General features: G+C 54.6%; 14 protein-coding genes. 9 read left to right on the top strand and 5 right to left on the bottom strand.

What is annotated here, in order from left to right:
* From BLU70_RS12660 to BLU70_RS12640, 5 genes are all read left to right on the top strand, one after another.
* Window positions 1–337: ATP-binding protein (locus BLU70_RS12660; protein ID WP_176780910.1), on the top strand; the 337-nt coding region annotated here is incomplete at its 5' end.
* A gap of 291 nt (window positions 338–628) precedes the next feature.
* Window positions 629–1951, top strand: coding sequence for an FAD-binding oxidoreductase (locus BLU70_RS12655; protein WP_040289555.1), 1323 nt, complete (start codon window positions 629–631; stop codon window positions 1949–1951).
* A 1-nt stretch (window position 1952) separates the two neighbouring features.
* Entirely contained in the window at window positions 1953–3281 is a 1329-nt protein-coding gene (locus BLU70_RS12650; protein WP_074693685.1) for a (Fe-S)-binding protein, read from the top strand.
* The gene (locus BLU70_RS12645; protein ID WP_006447109.1) at window positions 3278–4807 is read left to right on the top strand and encodes an FAD-linked oxidase C-terminal domain-containing protein; all 1530 of its coding nucleotides are present in this window, start codon (window positions 3278–3280) and stop codon (window positions 4805–4807) included. Before BLU70_RS12650 ends, BLU70_RS12645 begins: the two co-directional genes overlap by 4 nt.
* 10 nt (window positions 4808–4817) lie before the next feature.
* Window positions 4818–5597 carry an IclR family transcriptional regulator gene (locus tag BLU70_RS12640; RefSeq protein ID WP_040289553.1) on the top strand — a complete coding sequence of 260 codons (780 nt, stop codon included), beginning with the start codon at window positions 4818–4820 and terminating at the stop codon, window positions 5595–5597.
* A 105-nt stretch (window positions 5598–5702) separates the two neighbouring features.
* Here the strand turns inward: BLU70_RS12640 and aceB are convergent, their stop codons facing one another.
* Window positions 5703–7307 (bottom strand): malate synthase A, encoded by a 1605-nt coding sequence (aceB, locus tag BLU70_RS12635; protein ID WP_058095026.1) that lies wholly within the window; start codon window positions 7305–7307, stop codon window positions 5703–5705.
* Window positions 7308–7639: 332 nt separating this feature from the next.
* Here aceB and BLU70_RS12630 point away from each other — a divergent pair, with 332 nt between their 5' ends.
* Together BLU70_RS12630 and BLU70_RS12625 are read left to right on the top strand one after the other, a co-directional pair.
* Window positions 7640–9277, top strand: coding sequence for an L-lactate permease (locus BLU70_RS12630; protein WP_237716460.1), 1638 nt, complete (start codon window positions 7640–7642; stop codon window positions 9275–9277).
* A 44-nt stretch (window positions 9278–9321) separates the two neighbouring features.
* Window positions 9322–10746, top strand: a complete 1425-nt coding sequence (locus BLU70_RS12625) for an NAD-dependent malic enzyme (RefSeq protein WP_074693684.1) — start codon at window positions 9322–9324, stop codon at window positions 10744–10746.
* 368 nt (window positions 10747–11114) lie between these two features.
* On the opposite strand, the gene BLU70_RS12615 is transcribed toward BLU70_RS12625, so the two are convergent.
* Entirely contained in the window at window positions 11115–13379 is a 2265-nt protein-coding gene (locus BLU70_RS12615; RefSeq protein ID WP_074693683.1) for a glycoside hydrolase family 3 C-terminal domain-containing protein, read from the bottom strand.
* A 222-nt stretch (window positions 13380–13601) separates the two neighbouring features.
* On the opposite strand from BLU70_RS12615, the gene BLU70_RS12605 reads away from it, so the two are divergent.
* On the top strand, window positions 13602–15011 hold the full coding sequence (locus tag BLU70_RS12605; RefSeq protein ID WP_244885211.1) for a hypothetical protein: 1410 nt from the start codon (window positions 13602–13604) through the stop codon (window positions 15009–15011).
* 74 nt (window positions 15012–15085) lie between these two features.
* Here the strand turns inward: BLU70_RS12605 and BLU70_RS12600 are convergent, their stop codons facing one another.
* Window positions 15086–15757 (bottom strand): MOSC domain-containing protein, encoded by a 672-nt coding sequence (locus BLU70_RS12600; protein WP_074693681.1) that lies wholly within the window; start codon window positions 15755–15757, stop codon window positions 15086–15088.
* Window positions 15758–15821: 64 nt separating this feature from the next.
* A complete protein-coding gene (locus BLU70_RS12595) occupies window positions 15822–16577 on the bottom strand; it encodes an exodeoxyribonuclease III (protein ID WP_040289548.1) in 756 nt (251 codons plus the stop codon).
* A gap of 135 nt (window positions 16578–16712) precedes the next feature.
* Here BLU70_RS12595 and BLU70_RS12590 point away from each other — a divergent pair, with 135 nt between their 5' ends.
* Window positions 16713–17696 carry an aldo/keto reductase gene (locus BLU70_RS12590; protein WP_074693680.1) on the top strand — a complete coding sequence of 328 codons (984 nt, stop codon included), beginning with the start codon at window positions 16713–16715 and terminating at the stop codon, window positions 17694–17696.
* Between the two features lie 72 nt (window positions 17697–17768).
* Here BLU70_RS12590 and BLU70_RS12585 read toward each other — a convergent pair whose 3' ends face one another.
* On the bottom strand, window positions 17769–20483 hold the full coding sequence (locus tag BLU70_RS12585) for an alpha-amylase family glycosyl hydrolase (RefSeq protein ID WP_244885210.1): 2715 nt from the start codon (window positions 20481–20483) through the stop codon (window positions 17769–17771).
* Window positions 20484–20754: the final 271 nt, after the last annotated feature.

The raw sequence follows: 20754 nt of genomic DNA, 5'->3' as shown, positions 1-20754 counted from the left end.
ACAGGATTTGATTGACAACCTCTACGCAGCGATGGCGGACGGTACTGTAAAGCAGAAACTACGAGCCCTGGGAAAGCTCGATCTCATCGTCGTCGACGAACTCGGCTACCTACCGATGGACGACACTGCCGGAAACCACCTCTTCCAGCTGGTTTCGAACGCCTACGAGCGCCAGAGTCTGATTGTGACAAGCAACCGGCCGTTTGAGGAGTGGGGAGCGCTCTTCCCGAACCCCTCACTGGTCAGTGCCACGCTGGATCGCCTATTGCACCACGTGTCCGTATTCACATTCAGCGGTGACAGCTACCGCATGAAAGGGGTGAACGCGAGTCTCTAGCACTTGACCACTTCTGACGGATTTAAGTGGCCATTTGTGTCGAAACGAAACTGGCCATTGACAACACCTAAGCAATTTGGTTATTGCTGTCATGTCTTGCGCATGGAAACCTACATATGAGCGATCTTCCATACGATTGAACAAATATGACGCAGCGGGCAAAGAACGACTGCTCTCTACCTGTTTTCGGGCATTTCTTTGCCGTAGAATGAATATAACAATTCAGAACTGTATTTCACTATGCAGAACCACAGCCTTCCCCAGCGCGGGAAACTTGGAGGCGATCCCATCGTGCCGCTTCAGTCGAAGCCACAACCTGCGGATACGGCGGAACATTTGGCAAACGTGATCGGCCTTCATCACGTGCGCGTCGTTCCTGCCTGCACGCTACATCTGCACGAATCCTCACGGGATGTTTGTTTGGTGGAGCCATTGAACGAAGAGGAAGTACTGGCCGTTCTCGCCTACGCGCGTGATTGCGGCCTGAGTGTGCTTCCTTATGGTGCCGGGCGCTTGCTCGCATACGGCCCTCAAGCAGAGGCGCCTGACATTTGGCTGTCCCTGCGGCGCATGAATCATGTGGTCAACTTGTCGCAGGGAGATCTCATCGTCTCTGTAGAACCCGGGCTCACGATGGCGGAATTGGCATCTGCGCTGGCTGCGGCGGGCCTCATGCTTCCTTACGATCCGCCCGCACCTGCGGATGCGACGCTTGGCGGCTTGTTGAGCGCCGGCCTCAGCGGACCGCGGCGTGCACTGTACGGATCTTTGCGCGACATGGCCATATCCCTGCGCGTCGCATTGCTCGATGGCCGCGTCATCCGCACAGGTGCCAAGGTCGTCAAGAACGTCGCTGGCTATGACATGACCAAGCTATTCATCGGTGCCTGGGGAACGCTTGGCGTAATTACAGAAATCACCTTGAAGTTGCGGCCCTTGCCCATGCATCGGGAAACGGTCCTCGTCGGCGGGCCACTTGATGCGCTCGGCCAGCTTCGAGAGCGTATCGTGCAGTCGGCTTTGCAGCCGAGTCGTTTGGAAGCTGTTTGGCAAAGCGCGTCAGACCAGACACGGAACTGGATTCTCGCCGTTGACTGTGATGAACATGAGCGAGCCGCGCAGGCGCAGACGCAGATTCTCGAATCGATGGCGCGCGATCTCGGATTGACGGTGGAGACGTTGGAACAGCATGCAGCCGATACCTGGTGGTCGGAACAGCGCGAATCACTTTCCGCAAACACGGCTTGTATCCGCTTACAAGGACAGCCGACCAAGCTCTTCTCGGCCATGGCGCAGGTGATGGAAGCGGTTTCTCTACTCGTCGAGAATCCACACGAAATCAGCGCAACCATCGGAGGCGTCACGGGTGTTGCCCGCATTGCATTCGATCCCGCTCGTGCATCGCTTGCAGATCCGTCCCGGTGGGATCAACTGCGAGACGTCATCAGCGCATCTGCCCTTGAGATGGTTATGGAGCGCGCGCCCGTTGCGATTCGCGCACAAAGCGCTGCGTCTCCATTGGCACCTGGCGTCATCGCTGTCATGCAGCGGTTAAAGCAGACGTTCGACCCGGAGCATCTCTTATCTCCAGGTCGTTTTCTGGGAGGGATTTGAGATGGTGAAGGATTCGTCATCGATGGCACCACGTCTGTCCGATTTTTGTTACCCGGACGCGCCTGAGGAAGACAAGTATTCGGTCTGTGTGCACTGTGGATTCTGTCTCGAAGTCTGTCCCACTTATCAGGCATGGGGAGACGAAAACCATTCACCGCGCGGGCGCGTATTTCTCATCAAGTCTTGCGCCGAAGGGGAATTGCCGCTGGATGAAAGTGTGATCGATCCGGTCTTCACCTGCTTGGATTGTCGCGCTTGCGAGACGGTCTGTCCGTCTGGGGTGCAGGTGGGAGCTCTTGTCGAAGAAGCGCGAGGGCAAGTTTTCCACGCGCGCCGCGAGCATGGCGACAGAGATCCCTTGATGCGGCTCTTTTTGCGTGGTATCTTTCCGCGGCCGGGCCGCTTAAAGACCATCCGCCGGCTCGTGCGATTCTACCAGAAATCTGGCTTGCGTACGCTCGCGCGATCGACCGGGGTGATGCGCGTGCTGCCGCCACAGGCGCGGGAGATGGAAGACGTCATTCCGGAGATTGGGCGCGGTCCTGCTATTGACGTGTTGCCGACGGTGATGGTTCCCAAGGGTGCGCGCAAAGCGACGGCTGCACTGTTTACAGGTTGCGTCATGGACGTTTTTTTCTCCGACGTGAACGAAGCCACAGCCCGCGTCATGGTGCGTAACGGCGTGGAAGTGCACGTACCGCGCGAACAAATTTGCTGCGGCGCGTTGCAGGTGCACGCGGGGGATCGCGACATGGCGCGCGAGATGGCGAAGAAAAACATCGAAGTGTTTGAGCGAGCGGGCGTGGATTACATCGCCATCAATGCGGCTGGCTGTGGCGCGGCGCTTAAAGAATACCCGGAGCTGTTTCATGATGATCCGGCTTGGCACGAGCGGGCCGTCCAGTTTTCCGCGCGGGTGCGCGACATCACGCAACTGCTTGTCGAAGTTGGTTTTGATCCGCCTAAAGCCGAACTCCCCATGTCCATCACCTACCACGACGCATGTCACTTGTGTCACGCGCAAAAGATCCGCCGTGAACCCAGATCCCTTCTCACGTCCGTTCCAGGTGTGGACCTTCGCGAGATGCCGGATTCGGACCGGTGCTGTGGGAGTGCCGGAATTTATAACCTCACACATCCAGACATGGCCGGCGAACTGCTCGAGCGCAAGATGGACGACGTTCCTGAGGGGGTCGAGGCCATTGTCATGGGCAACCCGGGCTGCATGATGCAGATTCGCCTTGGCGTGAAAAAGCGCAACCAACAGCTTCGTGTCATGCACACCGTCGAAGTGCTCGATCTCGCCTATCAAAGGGAGGAGACGCCATGAGAGACTCGCATATTGACGCGCTCGTGGAAATTGTAGGCGAGCGCCGCTGTCTGTGGCAGCCAAATCAGGTTCGGGCATATGCATGCGACGGGTATACGGCGGAGTCTGGATTGCCCCGCGCGGTCGTGTTTCCCGAATCGACGGATGAGGTAGCGCAAATTTGTCGCTATCTCTATGAGCACGAGATTCCATATCTACCCCGCGGTGCGGGCACGGGGCTGTCTGGGGGAGCCACGCCGACGGGGGGACAGGTGGTCATCAACCTCGCTCGTATGAATCGGTTGCTCGCCGTCGATTTTGCGAACCTGCGCGCGATTGTCCAACCTGGGTTGGTCAACCTCACGCTGACGCGGCGGATCGCCCACGAAGATTGCTATTACGCGCCGGATCCGTCGAGTCAATCCGTGTGTACGATTGGCGGCAATTTTGCGGAAAACGCCGGCGGCAGTCACTGTCTCAAATACGGCGTTACGACGAATCATATCGTCGCTGCGAAGGTCGTGCTGCCAGATGGCAGTGTGATCGACGTGGGGGCGCCGTTTGGCGATGCGCCAGGCTACGACTTGTTGGGGCTGCTCGTGGGTTCCGAAGGGACACTTGGCATTGCAACGGAAATCACCGTGCGCATTTTGAAGAAGCCGCAGTCGTTGCGCACGGCGCTCGCATATTTCGATCGTGTCGCAGATGCGTCCGATACCGTGACGGATATCATTGTGGCTGGTATCATTCCTGCAGCCATCGAGATGATGGATCAGCTGGCGATGCAGGCGGTCGATAAAAGCAACTACCACGTCGGTTACCCAAACGACATCGAGGCTGTTTTGCTCATCGAAGTGGACGGTTTGACTGCTGGGGTCGACGACGTGATGGAGCGCGTCGTGGAATTATGCCGCAAACACCATGTCCGCGAGGTGCGGGTTGCACAGTCAGATGGGGAGCGCGCGCTGTGGTGGTCCAGTCGCAAGATGGCGTTTGGCGCCATGGGGCGCTTGTCGCCGGATTACATCGTGCAAGACGGCGTCATCCCGCGCACGCGCCTGACTGAAGTCTTACAGAAAATTGAAGGTATCAGCCGACGATATGGCCTGCGGATCGCAAACGTGTTTCATGCGGGAGATGGCAACTTGCATCCGCTTGTGCTTTACGACAGCCGCGTGCCAGGCGAGGCCGAGCGCGCGGTGCGGGCCGGATCTGAGGTGTTGCGTGCTTGTGTCGACGCAGGTGGGAGCATCACGGGCGAGCACGGCGTGGGGATTGAGAAGATTGGCGAGATGGCCTACATGTTTTCCGAGGATGAACTTCAAGTACAGCGCGCCGTGAAAGCTTGCTTTGACGGCAAAGGCATCGTCAACGCGGGAAAGTTGATACCGTTGCCAGGACGCTGTGTCGAAGTCAAACATGCCCGCGAAATCATCGACGACCATTGGCAGATTCTCAATTCGTTTCCGGATCAAGCAGAGGTGCAGGTGCGCGCCGCGCGGGCAGAGAAGACTGCTGCAAAGCCAACGACGAGTGTACAAGGATGAGGTGAACCGATTGGAGGACTATACGGTCAAATCGGTCGACAAAGCGCTTCTTTTGCTCGAGATGGTGAGTGAGCATCCGAACGGGATCGCGATCACAGAGCTGGCGCAGGAGGTAGGCATGTACAAGAGCACGGTGCACCGGCTGCTAGGCACCATGATGCGCCGTGGCTACATCGAGCAGGATCCCGTGAGCGGGCGCTATAAGCTGGGTTATACCGTGCTCGATCTCGGTATGAAGCTTTTGTCCTCCATCGACATGCGCCGCGAGGCGATGCCGGCGCTGCAAGAGTTGGCTCTTGCGACCAATGAGGTCGTGCACTTGGCCCTGTTGGATCGAGGCTCGGTCGTGTATATCGAAAAAGTGGAGAGTCCAAACACCGTTCGCATGCACTCTCGCGTTGGGACGCGCGTGCCAGTGCACGCGACCGGACTCGGCAAAGCTATTCTCGCTTTCCTGCCGAAGCGCGAAGTTCAGGACATCGTTCGCCGCTATGGGTTGCCACAACTCACGCCGCATACGGTCACGGATGTGAATCAGTTTTGGGAGTCGCTTGACGAGACGCGCTCGACGGGTTTCGCGTTTGACATCGAGGAGCATCAGGAGGGCGTGTGTTGCGTCGCGGCTCCTATTTTCGCCCACGACGGTTGCGCAGTTGCGGCCGTAAGCGTGTCGGGACCGGGCTTGCGGATGACGCGTGATCGGATGATGGAACTTGTCCCTTTGGTAAAGCGTGCAGGGCAGCGGATTTCGGAACGGCTCGGCTACAAGAGTGCATATATCGTCCCTTAAAGCTCACAATCGAAACGGCAGAACAAAAGGAACCCCGCCACGCAGGCGGGGTTTCGTATGGGGATGGATCATGAGTTCAGAAATGCAATCTGTGGATTGGATGGATTACGCAAGGTGCGCGTAGCCGGGCAGTGTCAGGAAGTCAGCAAAGTCCTCCGCGGTGGAAGTCTCGTCGAGCAACTGTGTGGCGAGCGGGAACTTGCTGTTGGCGTACGCTTGTGCGCCAAGTTCAGTCTGCAATTTCGCTAACTCTTCGTCGAGAATTTGGCGGAATAGTTCGGGTGTCACCTTGCGGCCATCGTCCAGTATACCTTTTGGGTGGTGGATCCACTGCCAGATTTGCGCGCGCGATATTTCGGCCGTCGCCGCGTCCTCCATCAGGTTGAAGATGGGGACTGCACCGGATCCGCGTAGCCACGCTTCGATATAGCGGAGTGCAACCGCCACGTTTGTGCGCAGTCCCGCTTCTGTGATGGTGCCCTCCGGCACGGCGACGAGATCGGCCGCGCTGACGTTGACGTCTTCGCGCAAGCGATGCACTTGATTTGGCGTCGGCATGAGGCGATCGAATACCTCCATCGCGATGGGCACGAGCCCGGGGTGCGCCACCCACGTGCCGTCGTGTCCGTCCTGTGCTTCACGTTCTTTGTCGGCGCGAACCTTGGCGAGTGCCTCTTCGTTGGCCTGCGGATCGTTCTTGATGGGAATCTGTGCGGCCATACCGCCCATCGCAAACGCCTTGCGCCGATGGCATGTGCGAATGGTAAGGAGGGTGTAGGCACGCATAAAAGGAACCGTCATCGTGACCTGAGCCCGATCCGGTAGGATGACTTCGGGATGATTGCGGAATTTCTTGATATAGCTAAAGATGTAGTCCCAACGGCCGCAGTTCAGGCCAGCGGCGTGATCGCGCAATTCGTACAAAATCTCGTCCATCTCGAATGTCGCGAGGATGGTCTCGATGAGCACTGTGGCTTTGACGCTGCCTTTCTCGATGCCAAGCGATTCTTGCGCGTAGACGAACACATCGTTCCAAAGTCGAGCCTCCAGGTGGCTTTCCATTTTCGGAAGGTAGAAGTAGGGACCGGAGCCTCGCGCTAAAAGTTCTTTGGCGTTGTGATAGAAGTAGAGTCCGAAGTCGACGAGGCCTCCCGTTGCCTCGCGCCCATCGACGAGAATGTGCTTCTCGGGTAGATGCCAACCTCGCGGGCGCACAATCAGCGTCGCAATCTCGTCGTTCAGCTTGTAGTGCTTGCCTTCAGGGCTTGTGAAGCTGATGGTACGGCGGATCGCATCGCGCATGTTGATTTGGCCTTGCACCACATTTTCCCACGAGGGCGCGCACGCGTCTTCAAAGTCGGCCATAAAGCATTTTGCGCCTGAGTTCAGTGCGTTGATGACCATCTTTCGATCCGAACTCGGCCCGGTGATTTCGACGCGGCGGTCCTGCAAATCTGCCGGGATGGGTCCCACGGTCCACTCGCTTTCGCGGATCTCTTTCGTCTCTGGCAAAAAGTCCGGCCATTCACCGGCGAATAACCGCGCTTCGCGCTGTTTGCGCAGCTCTAGCAATTCTTTGCGGCGCGGACCAAAGCGGCGCTCCAGTTCGGCGACAAATTGCAGTGCATCTACCGTCAAAATCTCGGCGAACTCGGGTCTGTATTCACCCGTGATCTGCACGCCCTGTGGGCAATTGTACGATTCCGTCATCCCGATCTCTCCTCCCTCGTATCCCTGGATACGCTTTCATGATAGCACGTTGTTGTGTAATAAGAAATAATGTTCTGAATTACAGAACGCGAACGTCCGGAAGGATGAAGAAGTCTTTGGCGTCAAATTTTCGTAACTTCATTCTGGTATACGGAATCTTTTGAGACCTGCCTTAGAAATCGTTTTCATTGGGTGGGTGCCATACTACAATGACCTCAGAAGAGTGGCTTATAAAGCGATAGGAGGTGAGACGACCAGCCAGGAGGATTCAACGTTTCGGTACTACGATTTGGGCTATGCCTTTGGTTATGCATGCGAATGGGGGGAGTCTGATGGGGAATGGGTTGTTTCACCAACTTTTAACGCCTATCGGCCACTCGACAGGACTGTCATTTCTTGTCGGTGTCATTCCGATTGCAGTCGTTCTTGTTCTCCTTGGCGTGGTGCGTGCACCTGCCTGGATTTCGGCGCTTTCTGGTCTCATCGTAGGTCTCATTGAAGCCATTGCTGGTTGGCAGATGCCGTTCCATCTCGCGATGAGCTCTATCGGTGAGGGCATGGTGTTTGCGGTCTGGCCTGTCATGTGGATCGTCTGGAATGCGATGTGGCTATACAACCTTAGCCAGCGAACGGGCGCATTTGCACAGTTTCGCGACTGGATGTATCGGTACGCAACGGACGACAGACGTATTCAGCTCCTCATCATTGCGTTCGGTTTTGGCGCGCTGATGGAGGGCATTGCGGGATTTGGCACGCCGGTTGCCATTGCTTCTGCCTTGTTGGTGGGGCTTGGCTTTCCTGTCTTGGAAGCTGTCACCTACGCCCTTATTTTCGATACTGCACCTGTTGCCTTCGGCGCATTGGGTGTGCCTATCGTGACACTCGGCTCTGTGACCAACCTCAATGTAAACGCTTTATCTTCAATGGTCGGTCGCCAGTTGCCCATCTTTGCATTCATACTTCCATTTTACGTGATTGTCGTCATGGGGGGATGGAAGGCTTTAAAAGGAGCCTGGCCCGTGGCGCTCGTGGGTGGACTCTCATACGCTGTCACCCAGTTTGCGGTTGCCAACTTTCTTGGCCCAGCACTCCCTGACGTACTCGCCGCGCTCGTATCATTGGTATGTATCGTGCTTTTCACGCGCGTGTGGCGGCCAAAGGACACGAATCTCTTCCGCTCGTTCGTGCATTTAGGGGCACACAACGAGACCGCCGCGACAGTCGAAGGCAGTTCAACAGGCTCGCTGTGGCGAGGCTGGGTACCTTGGCTGACCGTGACGGGCGTCGTCATCGTCTGGACATTCCTGAAAATCGCTGACATCGGTCAAAGAAAGATCAGCTGGCCCGGGTTGAATGACCAAGTCTATTTGACTCTATATCAGAAGCCGTACGATGCAGTGTGGGCATTTCAGCCGTTGGCGACGGGCACGGCGATTCTCGTCGCCGTCATCCTTACCGCGTTGTTCCTGCGTGCGGGATGGAAGACGTTCTGGCTCGCCGCCGCCGATACATGGAAACAACTCGTTTTTCCCATTTTGACGGTGATGTTTATCGTCGGGCTCGCGTATTTGTACAACTACTCAGGCATGGCCTATACGCTTGGCGTGGCGGTCGCGGCACTGGGCAGTTGGTTCCCATTCTTCTCCGGATTCCTCGGCTGGATTGCATGCTTCCTTTCTGGATCGGATACGTCGTCGAACGCGCTCTTTGGCAACTTGCAGGTGGTGGCTGCCAATCGGCTGCACCTTAATCCCGTCTTGATGGCGGCGACCAACTCGTCCGGGGCGGTGATGAGCAAGATGATTTCGCCGCAGAACGTGACGACGGGCGTATCGACGGGCGAACTGCGTGGCAAAGAAGGTCTCGTGATCCGGCGCACGTTCTGGCATAGTCTCGTGCTAACGGTTCTCCTGGGGATTTTAGTAACTCTACAAGCACACGTGTGGACCGGCATGATTCCGAAACCCTAAAAGGTCGTACTATTGGATCACGACGGCACCCGAGGAGGTCGAGCATGGAATTTCAGCAGAGTGGTATTAGTCTCATTTATCGCCTTGAAATTGCCAATCGAGGGAACATGTTTGCGAGGTTGGCCAGCTTGGTGGGCAACGCCGGAGGCGACATTGCCGCGGTCGACATGATCCGTGTCAGCCAGGACGCCGTGGTCCGCGATGTAACCATCAACGTGGCCAGTCGTGAGCATGGCCGCCAGATTGCAGATTTATTAGATGCGGAACAAGGCATTCACGTCGTAGCGGTATCCGATCGCACTTTTCTCGTTCACTTGGGTGGCAAGCTTGAAGTCGCACCAAAGATTCAGGTCAAGAATCGCGACGACTTGTCGCGTGTGTACACGCCGCATGTGGCGAGGGTGTGTGAAGCCATCCACGAGGATTCTGCAAAGGCCTTTCAGCTCACCATTAAGCGAAACACGGTTGCTGTGGTGTCCGACGGTACGGCGGTGCTTGGTTTGGGGGACATTGGTCCATATGCCGCGATGCCGGTCATGGAAGGGAAGGCCATGCTGTTCAAGCAGTTTGCGGGCATTGATGCGTTTCCGGTCTGCTTGGACACGAAAGATCCCGACGAGATCGTCGAGACCGTGAAGCGCATCGCACCTGCGTTCGGCGGAATTAACCTGGAAGACATATCGTCGCCACGCTGTTTTTATATTGAGGAACGACTGAAGAAGGAACTTGACATTCCGGTCTTTCACGATGATCAACATGGTACCGCGGTCGTCATGGTGGCAGGTTTGATGAACGCGGCAAAGTTGGTCGGAAAAGAGTTGCAAAACCTCAAAGTGGTGGTTGTTGGCATCGGCGCTGCAGGTGTTGCATGCACGAAAATGCTGCTCTCCGCCGGGGTGAAACATATTATTGGCGTAACCTTGGAGGGGATTTTGCATCGCGGTAAGGAATATGAAAACGAGGTTTGGAACTGGTATAAGGAGCATACCAATCCAGAGAACATCACCGGGACGCTCGAGGATGCGCTGGTTGGGGCAGACGTGTTTATCGGTGTCTCGGGTCCGGGGGTGCTGACGGTAGAGCATCTTCAGAAGATGGCGCAGGATCGTATCGTGTTTGCAATGGCGAATCCGACGCCGGAAATTGATCCGGAATTGGCAGCTCCATACGTGCGCATTCTCGCAACGGGGCGATCCGATTACCCAAATCAAATCAACAATGTCCTCTGCTTTCCGGGCATCTTCAAAGGGGCGCTGGCCGCACGAGCGTACACCATCAACGAGGAAATGAAGCTCGCGGCGGCGCAGGCGATTGCTTCGACCATTCGTGAGAGCGAGTTGCGAGAGGACTACATCATTCCGTCTGTATTTAATCAAGCGGTCGTTCAGCGAGTTGCTGATGCGGTGGCCGAGGCAGCTCGTCGAACCAACGTCGCGCGCCGTGAGATGATGCCAAGGAATAATTTCTAGATTGACATGTGAGCTTCTAGATCCATCGAGGTTGCGCAGACACGGATGTTGATAGTTCACTTTTTCATCTGATGGTACTTCCTGACCGAAATCAGGCCCACCCACGATGGCTGGGCCTTTTTGTTGTGCTTTTCATCTACGGACGTCCGGCATACCAAAATACCGCTGAAATCAGCATTTACATTCATGCCGATTATCGTCGGCGAGGACTTGGGCGCTTTGCTCGATCGCGCGATGATGGTGGCCCCAGAACTTCAACTTAAAACGTTACTCGCATCTATTCTTGGGATAACAAGCCACGTCTTACGCTATTTGAGCGCGCTGGTCACGGCAAAGGGGCGTAGTTGTGTTATGCGCGTTTGAAAGAGCTAGATCGTTTCATGATCCCTCGTGCGCTTCAACTCTTCCATCACGACCTGCACTTGTTCTCGTGGAACACCAAAGAGCGTCGTTGTGCGGCCAATGGGGGTGAATCGCATCATAGCTTCAAACATGCCTGGGTTGTCGTTAGACATCGCGGACATAGGCGAGGATGCGAGTGCATCGTCAAGAATCCGTTTCATCACCGGTCCCGTTACTGGATCTTCCAACAAATCGCCAATGGTGGCGTTCTCGTGCACAATCACAGGGCGAGGCGGTGTTGTCGATTCGATTTGTACGTCACCGAACAATCGGAGGTCGCGCGAGGAGGCGCCAATGCAAATCCGGTACGTGCCGCTTTCGACGACAAAGTCAGCGCAATCGACGTCGTAGTGGGCGAATGCGCGTTTATTAAGGTGAAACACGACGTGCTTTCGCTCGCCGGGTGCAAGTTCGATCTTGGCGAATGCGCGTAATTCACGCAGTGGGCGAGAGATGCTGGGTGTACAGGGTTCGACGTACAGTTGCACGACTTCTTTACCCAAACGTTCTCCCGTGTTTTCGATTTCGACATTGACTTCAAGTACCGCATCGTCTCGCAGACGCTCATCGGACAACTTGAGACTTCGATAGGCGAACGTTGTGTAACTGAGTCCATGCCCGAACGGAAACCGCACGTCCATCGCTTTCGCGTCATAGTATCGGTAACCGACAAATACTCCTTCCCGATACTCGACGCGATCGCCATTTCCGGGGAAGAAGAGATGCGATGGGTTGTGCTCCAGTCGTATCGGAAAGCTCTCGGCCAGTTTCCCGCTCGGATTGACTTCGCCAGAAAGCACATCGGCAATCGCGCCCCCGAATGCTTGCCCTGCCAGATACGCTTCGATCACGGCCGGAACGCCATCGATCCATGGCATCTCGATAGGTGCGCCATTGGCGAGCACAACCACGGTGTTGGGCTGAGCGGCAGCCACAGCTTCAATGAGTGCCGTATGGGCTGCAGGCATGGCGAGATGCGTGCGGTCAAAACCTTCAGACTCATAGCGCTCCGGTAGACCGGCGAAGACGATGGCGATGTCGGCCTGTTGTGCGAGCGTTCTGGCTTCGTTCAACAGCGCTTGGGATGGTTCATCGGCGTCGAGATCGTAACCTGGCGCATAGGCGACTGCATCAGCACCGAATGTGCGGCGAAGCTCCGCCAAGGGCTCGTCAACTTGTGTGGGGGTGACGTGCGAACTGCCTCCGCCTTGGTAACGCGGATGGACAGCGAATGCACCAAGTACGGCGATCCGCTTGCCATGAGGGATGGGGAGTAGAGATTGCTCGTGCTTTAGGAGTATCATCGATTCTGCCGCCACCTGCCGCGCCAAGCGATGGTGAGCTTCCGCGTCATACGGGGATGCCGGTGCCGATTGAAGAACGCGATCGATCAATGTCAGAATGCGATCAACTGTGCGATTGAGCACGTCTTCGGGTAGGCGTCCTTCGCGCACGGCGGCAACAATGGCTTGATCCTGCGCATAAGGGCCGCCGGGCATTTCGAGATCAAGGCCTGCGCCCATACCGGCAACGCGATCGTTGACGGCGCCCCAATCGGACATGACGATCCCGTCGAATTCCCAATCATCGCGCAGCACATCGTTGAGGAGCCAGCCGTTTTCCGAGCAGTACGTGCCATTCAAACGGTTGTATGCGCACATCACGGTCCAGGGGCGGCCACCTTTGATAGCGCTTTCGAAACTAGCAAGATAGATTTCGCGCAACGTGCGTTCGTCGACCTCCGCGCTTGTTGTCATGCGGCGGTACTCCTGGTTGTTGGCTGCAAAGTGTTTCAGCGATGTTCCGACACCGCGCGATTGTACGCCGCGGATATGCGCCGCGGCCATTTCGCCTGATAACAACGGATCTTCGGAGAAGTACTCGAAGTTGCGGCCGCAAAGGGGGGAGCGTTTGATATTTGCACCCGGTCCCAACAGCACGTGCACGCCAAGGCTACGGCATTCCTCGCCAAGTGCTTGCCCCAAGCGTTCGATCAGCGCTGGATCCCATGAACTTGCGAGCGCCGTGGCCGTTGGAAAGCAGGTGGCAGGCTCGGACTCAAACAATGTTCCGCCTGCTTTCTGCAAACGAACGCCATGCGGGCCATCCGTCAAACAGAGCGATGGGATACCCAGGCGTTCAATGGGCTTTGTCTGCCAAAGATTCAAACCAGAACAAAGTGAAGCCTTCTCTTCAAGTGTCATCTGGGCAATCTGTTCTTGATGATTCATAGCGACCTCCTCAAAATGAGTCTTTCGTGCTTCAGGAAAACATCAGCGCAAAACGGCAAGGCATCGATGGTGGTTATGACAGTATTCCATTAAGATCACTCTACAGCGGTCCATCTTTTTTCTCTACTATAATTTTGTCGATCATCGTACAGGCTGCAGTGGATGATTTCACTTTTGTCAAGCGCTTTTCGGAGATTGTTGACCAACATGGAGGCATCGAGCATGAATAACAGTAGGTTGCGGCGAGGACTTGCCTTAGCCGCAGTTTGTACCCCTGTGATAGGTATAACAGGCTGCTATCCGGATATCACGTCCGCTGGTTCCCATCCGCATGCTCAAGCAAGTGCTTCTCACCAGACGCAAACCGTTTCGAACAAGCATCGTGCAGGCGTGGGGGCTGTGGGTGCCGCTTCAACAAGCACACAGGGCACGCAATCCATCGGATGGTATTATGTGCCCATCATCACCTCGTTTGGCCCGGACAGCGCGATCGCCGGTTTGCGAGTTCAGGATGGCCGCTTACAACTGTTGATTCGCACGGATACGCCGGTCAACCACGCATCTGGCTTCGTGTTCTCGAAGATGTGGCACACGGCATGGTTCGATCCGGCGGCTGACACGGTCCAACCTGCGGGCGAAGTGCCGGCTCAAGCACAAGCAACCTATCAAGGGCCGGCGAAGCTCGTCTTTCCGGCGACATTTCCAAGTAACTTCCAGGCGCAGGCTGTTACGGTCGATGTACAGGGAAAGCCTGCAGCCAAATGGCCGAGTGCCATCCCGATGTACGGATCGGCGGCAAATCCGGAAGGGCCAGCACCCGGCACACTTGACAACCAGATTCTTGGCCAGGTGGGCAATTGGCTTTGGGTGGCACTCAAAGGGCCGCAGTACCCTCCGTTTTACCCGAAGCAACAGCCCTTATTGTGGGCGTTTCGCTATTGGGATCGGTTAGTGGCATTCAATTTGCAAACGGGGCAAGCGGTTGAGTACTCGATTCCCCCAAGTTATACCGAGTACATTTGGGCGGTATCTACCGGTACGAATCTCGTCCTGCCCACATGGGTGCGGAGTGGGAATGACGTTTGGGTGGCCGTGGGGCAATGGGTGGGGTGCTTCCCAGCCAATCCGTCGCCAAGCGAGGCATCTGGCAACGTCGTTCGGGCAATCAGTCCTGTTCTACGGAAACCCAGTGGCGCGTACGTCCGTGCTGAAACGAAAGCTGCCATCGCCACCTTATCATCGGATGAGCAGGAGTTGGCAGACAGTCTGGCGAGTTACTGGGATACGGTTGTCGGTGCGAAAGTGCCTGGTGTACCGTCGTTTCACGTGTATCAAGACGGCCAACGGACAGCTTGGAACATGAATCCGGCCATCTACAATCACGGCGACTTGCCGTCTGATTTCATTTGGGCGTTGGAATTTCCATTCGCTACAAGTGATCCTCTGGCCAGTGAGCGCACCCAGTTGGGGCAGCAGATCCTGTCGATTTTGCGAAATCCGATCAATACGGATGCCATAGGCATGATTCCGATGACTCCACAGCAGGTCGAGGCGCAGTTTCACCATAAGCCACCCGTTGCACTGCCAGGTTACGTGATTCGCGACAACGCGTACTGGCCGGTTAAATCGTAAAAGGTTTGCTAGGAATAAGCAGGAGGAGAGATCTCGCACACTGGGATACTCTCCTTGTTCATCCGGCAATGCGATCACGCGTGATCGAGAATCCGACGCAAGCGCAATTCCACCACTTTCTTGGCGGCGGCAGATAGCTCGTTTACCGCAAGCAAATCCTGGATCGCTTGGGCATCATTCAGGCGGCCTTCACAAACGTGATTGACCCGCTCGATGGTCCAATTGGGGTGTATTCGTTCCAGCAAGTTGATAGGTTGTCCCGACTCAATATAACCCTCTTTAAGCACGCGTAAGTACCAACCCGTGCGCCCGGTCGCTTTGACCTTGTCGAGTAAATCCGGAATGCCCCAACGCGCAGAAATTTTCCAGCAAGGGCCGCGCATTTGACTGACCTGAAATTTCGCTTCGCCAATCGCCACGACATCTCCAATGCAGACGTTGGTTTCGTCCATGCCGTCGATGGTTAGATTTTCGCCGAACCCACCATGAGGCAGCTTGACACCTAACTCGTGTTGCCATGTCCAATAATGGTCCGCGGCGTAGCACAGCACCGCTTTGTCCGGTCCGCCATGATTCTTGCGATCCGCCTGCGCATCGCCATCGATGTGCGTGATTTGCACATAGCGCTTGTCAGAAACAGGCTGTTTATCAAACGCTGAGTACCACGCTTTCTCGGTCGATGTTGATCCACCCTCGTAGCGCTTTGGCACTCCAACTTGAATCGATAGAACGCGTGGTGAGGACACGTGTAACACACCCTCCTTGTCAGATTCGCACCAAACCGGCCGCACCCGTTGCCGATGAATCTGCTTATACCTCGACTTCCAATACAATGGGGCAATGATCGCTACCCAGTACATGCGCGTCAATGCGTGCATCGATGATCTTGTCTCGCAAGCGATTCGAAATCAAAAAGTAGTCGATCCGCCATCCAATGTTTCGTTCGCGCACTTTTGGCATGTTTGACCACCATGTGTATGCGTCGGCTCGGTCCGGATGGAGATAGCGGAACGTATCGGTGAAGCCTGCATCTAAAAGTTGCGTCATCTTGCTGCGTTCTTCGTCTGTAAAACCCGAGTTGCCACGATTGGATTTGGCATTCTTGATATCGATTTCTTCGTGTGCGACATTCAAGTCGCCGCAGGCAATCACAGGCTTGTTTTGGTCAAGATGAAGCAAATACGCGCGAAACCTGTCTTCCCATTCCAGTCGGTAGGGCAGGCGGGAGAGATCGCGCTTGGCATTCGGGGTATAGACGGTGACAACATAGCACGCCTCAAACTCAAGTGTGATGATGCGGCCCTCCGGTTCGCTGTCGTCCTCGATTCCGTACCGCACCGACAGCGGAGGGATCTTTGTAAACACGGCCGTTCCCGAGTATCCTTTCTTTTCGGCGTAATTCCAATATTGTTGATACGAATCGCCGAGGTCTAGCTCGATTTGCCCTTCTTGCAACTTAGTTTCCTGCAAGCAGAAGAGATCGGCATCGACATCGCGAAAATAGTCGAGAAATCCTTTATTGACACATGCACGCAGACCATTGACATTCCAGGATACGCATTTCACTGGGTACAAGCCTCCTTGTTGCACAAAGCATAACATACCAACTGTGCTTCTCAGCATCATCCTTCATCGCCTGCTAGTACTCCCGCTCGGAATCATGGATAATGTGAAAAGCCATACATAGGAGGTATCGATGATATGCATTATCGGAATTTGGGTTCGACAGAGTTGCAGGTTAGTGAAGTGAGTTTTGGAACGTGGGCCATCGGCGGATCGTGGGGGAAAATCGACGACAAAGCATCGCTAGAAGGATTGGCGGCAGCCATTGACGCTGGCGTTAATTTCTTTGATACGGCCGATGTCTACGGAGATGGGCACAGTGAGGAACTGTTGGCGCAAGCCACGAAGGGCAAGGAAGACCAGATTTACATTGCGACGAAGTTCTGTCGTGCTGGCGACATTCATAATCCCGCAACTTATGCGGAGGCGTCCATCCGTCGTTTTTGCGAAGCCAGTCTGAAGCGGCTGCAGCGAGATCGGATAGACCTTTATCAGATTCACTGTCCGCCTACGAACGTTCTGCGCGATGGGGAAGTGTTTGGGGTGTTAGATAAGCTGCAAGCGGAGGGGAAAATTCGCTATTACGGTGTCAGCGTGGAGAGTGTGGAAGAGGGACTTATCTGCTTGAATTATCCAAATGTCAAGGCTCTACAAGTCATTTTCAACATCTTCCGGCAAAAGCCACTTGACGAGCTCCTTCCGAGGGCCAAGGCGCAAGGGGTCGGTATTCTGGTTCGTCTGCCATTGGCCAGCGGGCTCCTGACAGGCAAGTTTACGCGAGACACCCGGTTTGCGCCGGACGATCACCGTTCGTTTAACGAGAATGGCGAACAGTTCAATGTCGGTGAGACGTTCGCTGGGCTTGGCTTCGCGAAAGGTGTGGAGTTGGCCGATCAGCTCACATGGATCGCGAACGGTCGTGGCAATATGGCACGCGCCGCCATTCGCTGGGTGCTCGATCACGAGGAAGTCACGTGTGCCATTCCAGGCTTCAAAAACGCGGCACAGGTACAGGACAATCTGGAAGCGTTGCACGTACCATCCTTCACCGCCGAAGAGCGTCGCAAATTGCAGTCCTTCTACGATCACGAGGTCAAACCCTGGATTCGTGGTGCGTATTGAAAGGGACGTACGTCGAAGGAGCCGCTTACCGCTGGCGAGTTGCTCCTTGCCAGCGGTAAGCGGCGAAGAATACTACTGAATGCTAAGATTGTAGTTCTGACCGCCATTGTTGTCCCAGTTTCCTGCCTGGTTGTAAAACGCCGTGTTCAGCACGGTGCCTGTTGGGACAGTGACGGTGGCCGTCCAAGTTCCATTAGACTGCTTCGTCATCGCCGTGTCGGTCGTTCCACTCCAACCATTGTAACCCCAGTGCATGGTGATGGAGCTTGCTGAGGCAGCGAGTGATCCGGCATAGACGATGGTCGTCGTCTGTCCATGTACCAGTGGACTCGGCGACGAGTACACCTCCTGTACAGAAAAATTGTAATTGCTGCCATTGTTGTTGTCCCAAGTTGAACTCTGATTATAAAATGCTGTGTTCAGCGTTTGTGCGCCAACGGGTACTGTGATCGTGGCGGTCCAAGTGCCATTAGACTGCTTGGACATTGCTGTGTTTGTTGTTCCACTCCATCCGTTATAGCCCCAGTGCAGGGTCATGGAACTTGCTGAGGCTGCCAGTGAACCGTTATAGACAACCGTAGTCTGGTGACCGGCGTCGATTGTGCTTTGGGTGGTGTAGACGCCATTTTGTACCGGGGTACTCCATAGCGAAGAACCTTGTTGCGTCAAAATCATGGCGTAGTGACCGGGTACTGTGACATTAATGTTTCCGTGGCTGTCCACGGTATAGGTTGATGCCTCGGATGCGCCGTTGACTAAGGGCGTAATATTAGTCAATGTGCTGCCAAACGGCGCCCCTGCCTGCGCCACCGGAATGGTCTCCGTTTCAGTGTTATCTGTGTCGTTAAGGATGACGATATCGCGTTCGTTCTGATCAAAACGGGCAAATGCCAGTATGTTGGTTGCGTTGTCCGCAACAAGCGGCATAAACGAACCATCGACGAGCGCGGAGTGACTTGTGCGCAACTGAATCAGTTTTTGATAGAGTTGAAAAACAGAGTTTCCTCCGTTTGCTACTTGTGACCAATCAAACGTCCAGCGTTTCCCAGCATCATTCGTGCCTCCACCCATCATTCCATATTCGTCTCCGTAATAGATAGTGGGAATGCCGACATACGTAAATTGCAGGAAGGCACCAAGATAGTCTTTCCAATAGTTTGGTGTACCCCCATACGGGTCGGTAAATGTGCTGCCATTTGGTTGTGTGTAGGTTTTATAGTTCATGTTTTCGGCGGCACGCTCGCCAAAGCGAGGGGTGTCCTGTGTGGACAATTCATTGACTTGTGCTAGTTGAGCCGCTCGTGGTACCGCGTTCAGTGTACCTGTGAGCCAGCTTTCCATCGTGGTTGCGTTGATTGAGTTTGCGTTAAAGCCATCGTCGTAACCAGTAACCCATTCGGACACCGGTTGCAAAAAGCCATTGTAATTGACAGAGCCATCCCACTGATTGCCGTTGTTCAACCATTCCGTGGGTTGTGACCCTTCAAACCACTCGCCGAAAATCAGTGCGTTTGCATTAGTGGTCTTTACGGTATTACGAAATTCCTGCCAATAACTATGATTGGTCGAATCGGTGTAGTTGCCGCTTGATTCGGGATCGTACCCATTGGCGCCAATGTGTCCAGGTGCGTCGAGACGCCAACCATCGATGTTGTATGGTGAGGAAAGCCATGTTTTTGCAACATTATCGACCTGGCTTCTAAGCGAAGTTGAGCCATAATTCAACTTTGGCATCGTATTCACGCCAGCAAACGTTGCGTAGGTGTTAGGCCAATTGGTGAAAGTATAATAACTGTAGTATGGGCTGGATTGGTTTTGCTGGGCGCTTGTAAACCAGCTGTTTTGATTGCTGGTGTGATTAAATACGCCATCTAGGATTAAGCGCCCTTCTTGTCCGGCGTTGTTGGTCGTACTGTGTAGGTCTGAGGATAGTTGCTCTAGCGCTGAGTTTCCACCAAAGTGAGGATCGACGTTGTAATAGTCTTGTGTATCATACTTGTGATTGGTTGGTGATGTGAATATTGGATTCAGATAGACAATATTCGCGCCCAGGGTTTTCGTGATATACGGGAGTTTTTGGTCAACACCCTCCAAATCTCCGCCAAAAAAAGCGACTTGATCCTTTCCTCCAGGATCACCGAGTTCAGGATCTGCTCCCCACGCCAATTGGACGGTTCGATTGCCGTTCCATGAATATGCTCCTGTGGTAACGTCATTTGATGTATCGCCGTTGTAGAATCTATCCACCATGATTTGATACATAATACCGTTTTGCGCCCAAGTAGGTGTAGTGAAGTTAGGGGCAATCACAAAGTCGTCGTACGTGTTCCACTGATCACCACTGAACGTTGGCGTTGGAAAGGCGCTGGTGGAAGATCCGGAGCCATTGTAGTACAACGATGAGGTTCCATCGTTAGCCTGAAAGTAGTAGTACTTGATGCTGGAGGATGCCGGGATGGTTCCTTGCCAGAAATCGTAGAGTCCATTTTCATCAGTTCCCTGAAGTGTCATTGGGTAATATGTCGTCGATCCAGTTGATGTGTCGTATACCACGACATTAGCGCTTGTCAAGTTTCCATGGGCAGCACGTAAGGTCACGGTGACGGCCTGCGAGGAAGTTGGCTCCTGTGGCGTCATATATTGTGGTCCTTGGTCTGCAAAGAGTCCGTTTGCCTGAACTCCCCCAGACGATGCCGCTGCTGCAGGAGTGAAATTTACACTCCAGCCGAGAAGCACCGACACAGGAATCAACGCTAATGGATATTTGGGCAACTTCCAACGTTTCAACGTAGATTCACACTCCTCGTAATAAGTTCAAACGTTTGCTTAGAATAGAGAACATCAAGTGCAAACGTTTTCATCATTGCACCACACTGATTTCGCGCGTTCAATTGGCTACGACCACGTTTTCTTTGTACAAGCAACTGTAACTTTCAACAACGATTTTGGTGTGTATGGCGCGCATTGCCTACTCCGTATGTTCCGATTCGCTGTAACGCATATAGGGTACTTACTGGCAAGCCACAGAAACAGCACGGGAGACTCTAAGTGCAAACGA

It is taken from the genome of Alicyclobacillus hesperidum (assembly GCF_900107035.1).
Lineage (GTDB): Bacteria > Bacillota > Bacilli > Alicyclobacillales > Alicyclobacillaceae > Alicyclobacillus > Alicyclobacillus hesperidum.
The sequence above is the reverse complement of the archived record's forward strand: the minus strand, read 5'-3'. Positions and strand labels throughout refer to the sequence as shown.

Excerpts from the sequence above, each read along its gene's own strand:
- aceB (WP_058095026.1), bottom strand. The coding sequence starts at position 7,307 with ATGACGGAATCGTACAATTGCCCACAGGGCGTGCAGATCACGGGTGAA.
- BLU70_RS12645 (WP_006447109.1), top strand. The coding sequence starts at position 3,278 with ATGAGAGACTCGCATATTGACGCGCTCGTGGAAATTGTAGGCGAGCGC.
- BLU70_RS12590 (WP_074693680.1), top strand. The coding sequence starts at position 16,713 with ATGCATTATCGGAATTTGGGTTCGACAGAGTTGCAGGTTAGTGAAGTG.
- BLU70_RS12650 (WP_074693685.1), top strand. The coding sequence starts at position 1,953 with ATGGTGAAGGATTCGTCATCGATGGCACCACGTCTGTCCGATTTTTGT.
- BLU70_RS12625 (WP_074693684.1), top strand. The coding sequence starts at position 9,322 with ATGGAATTTCAGCAGAGTGGTATTAGTCTCATTTATCGCCTTGAAATT.
- BLU70_RS12615 (WP_074693683.1), bottom strand. The coding sequence starts at position 13,379 with ATGAATCATCAAGAACAGATTGCCCAGATGACACTTGAAGAGAAGGCT.
- BLU70_RS12605 (WP_244885211.1), top strand. The coding sequence starts at position 13,602 with ATGAATAACAGTAGGTTGCGGCGAGGACTTGCCTTAGCCGCAGTTTGT.
- BLU70_RS12630 (WP_237716460.1), top strand. The coding sequence starts at position 7,640 with ATGGGGAATGGGTTGTTTCACCAACTTTTAACGCCTATCGGCCACTCG.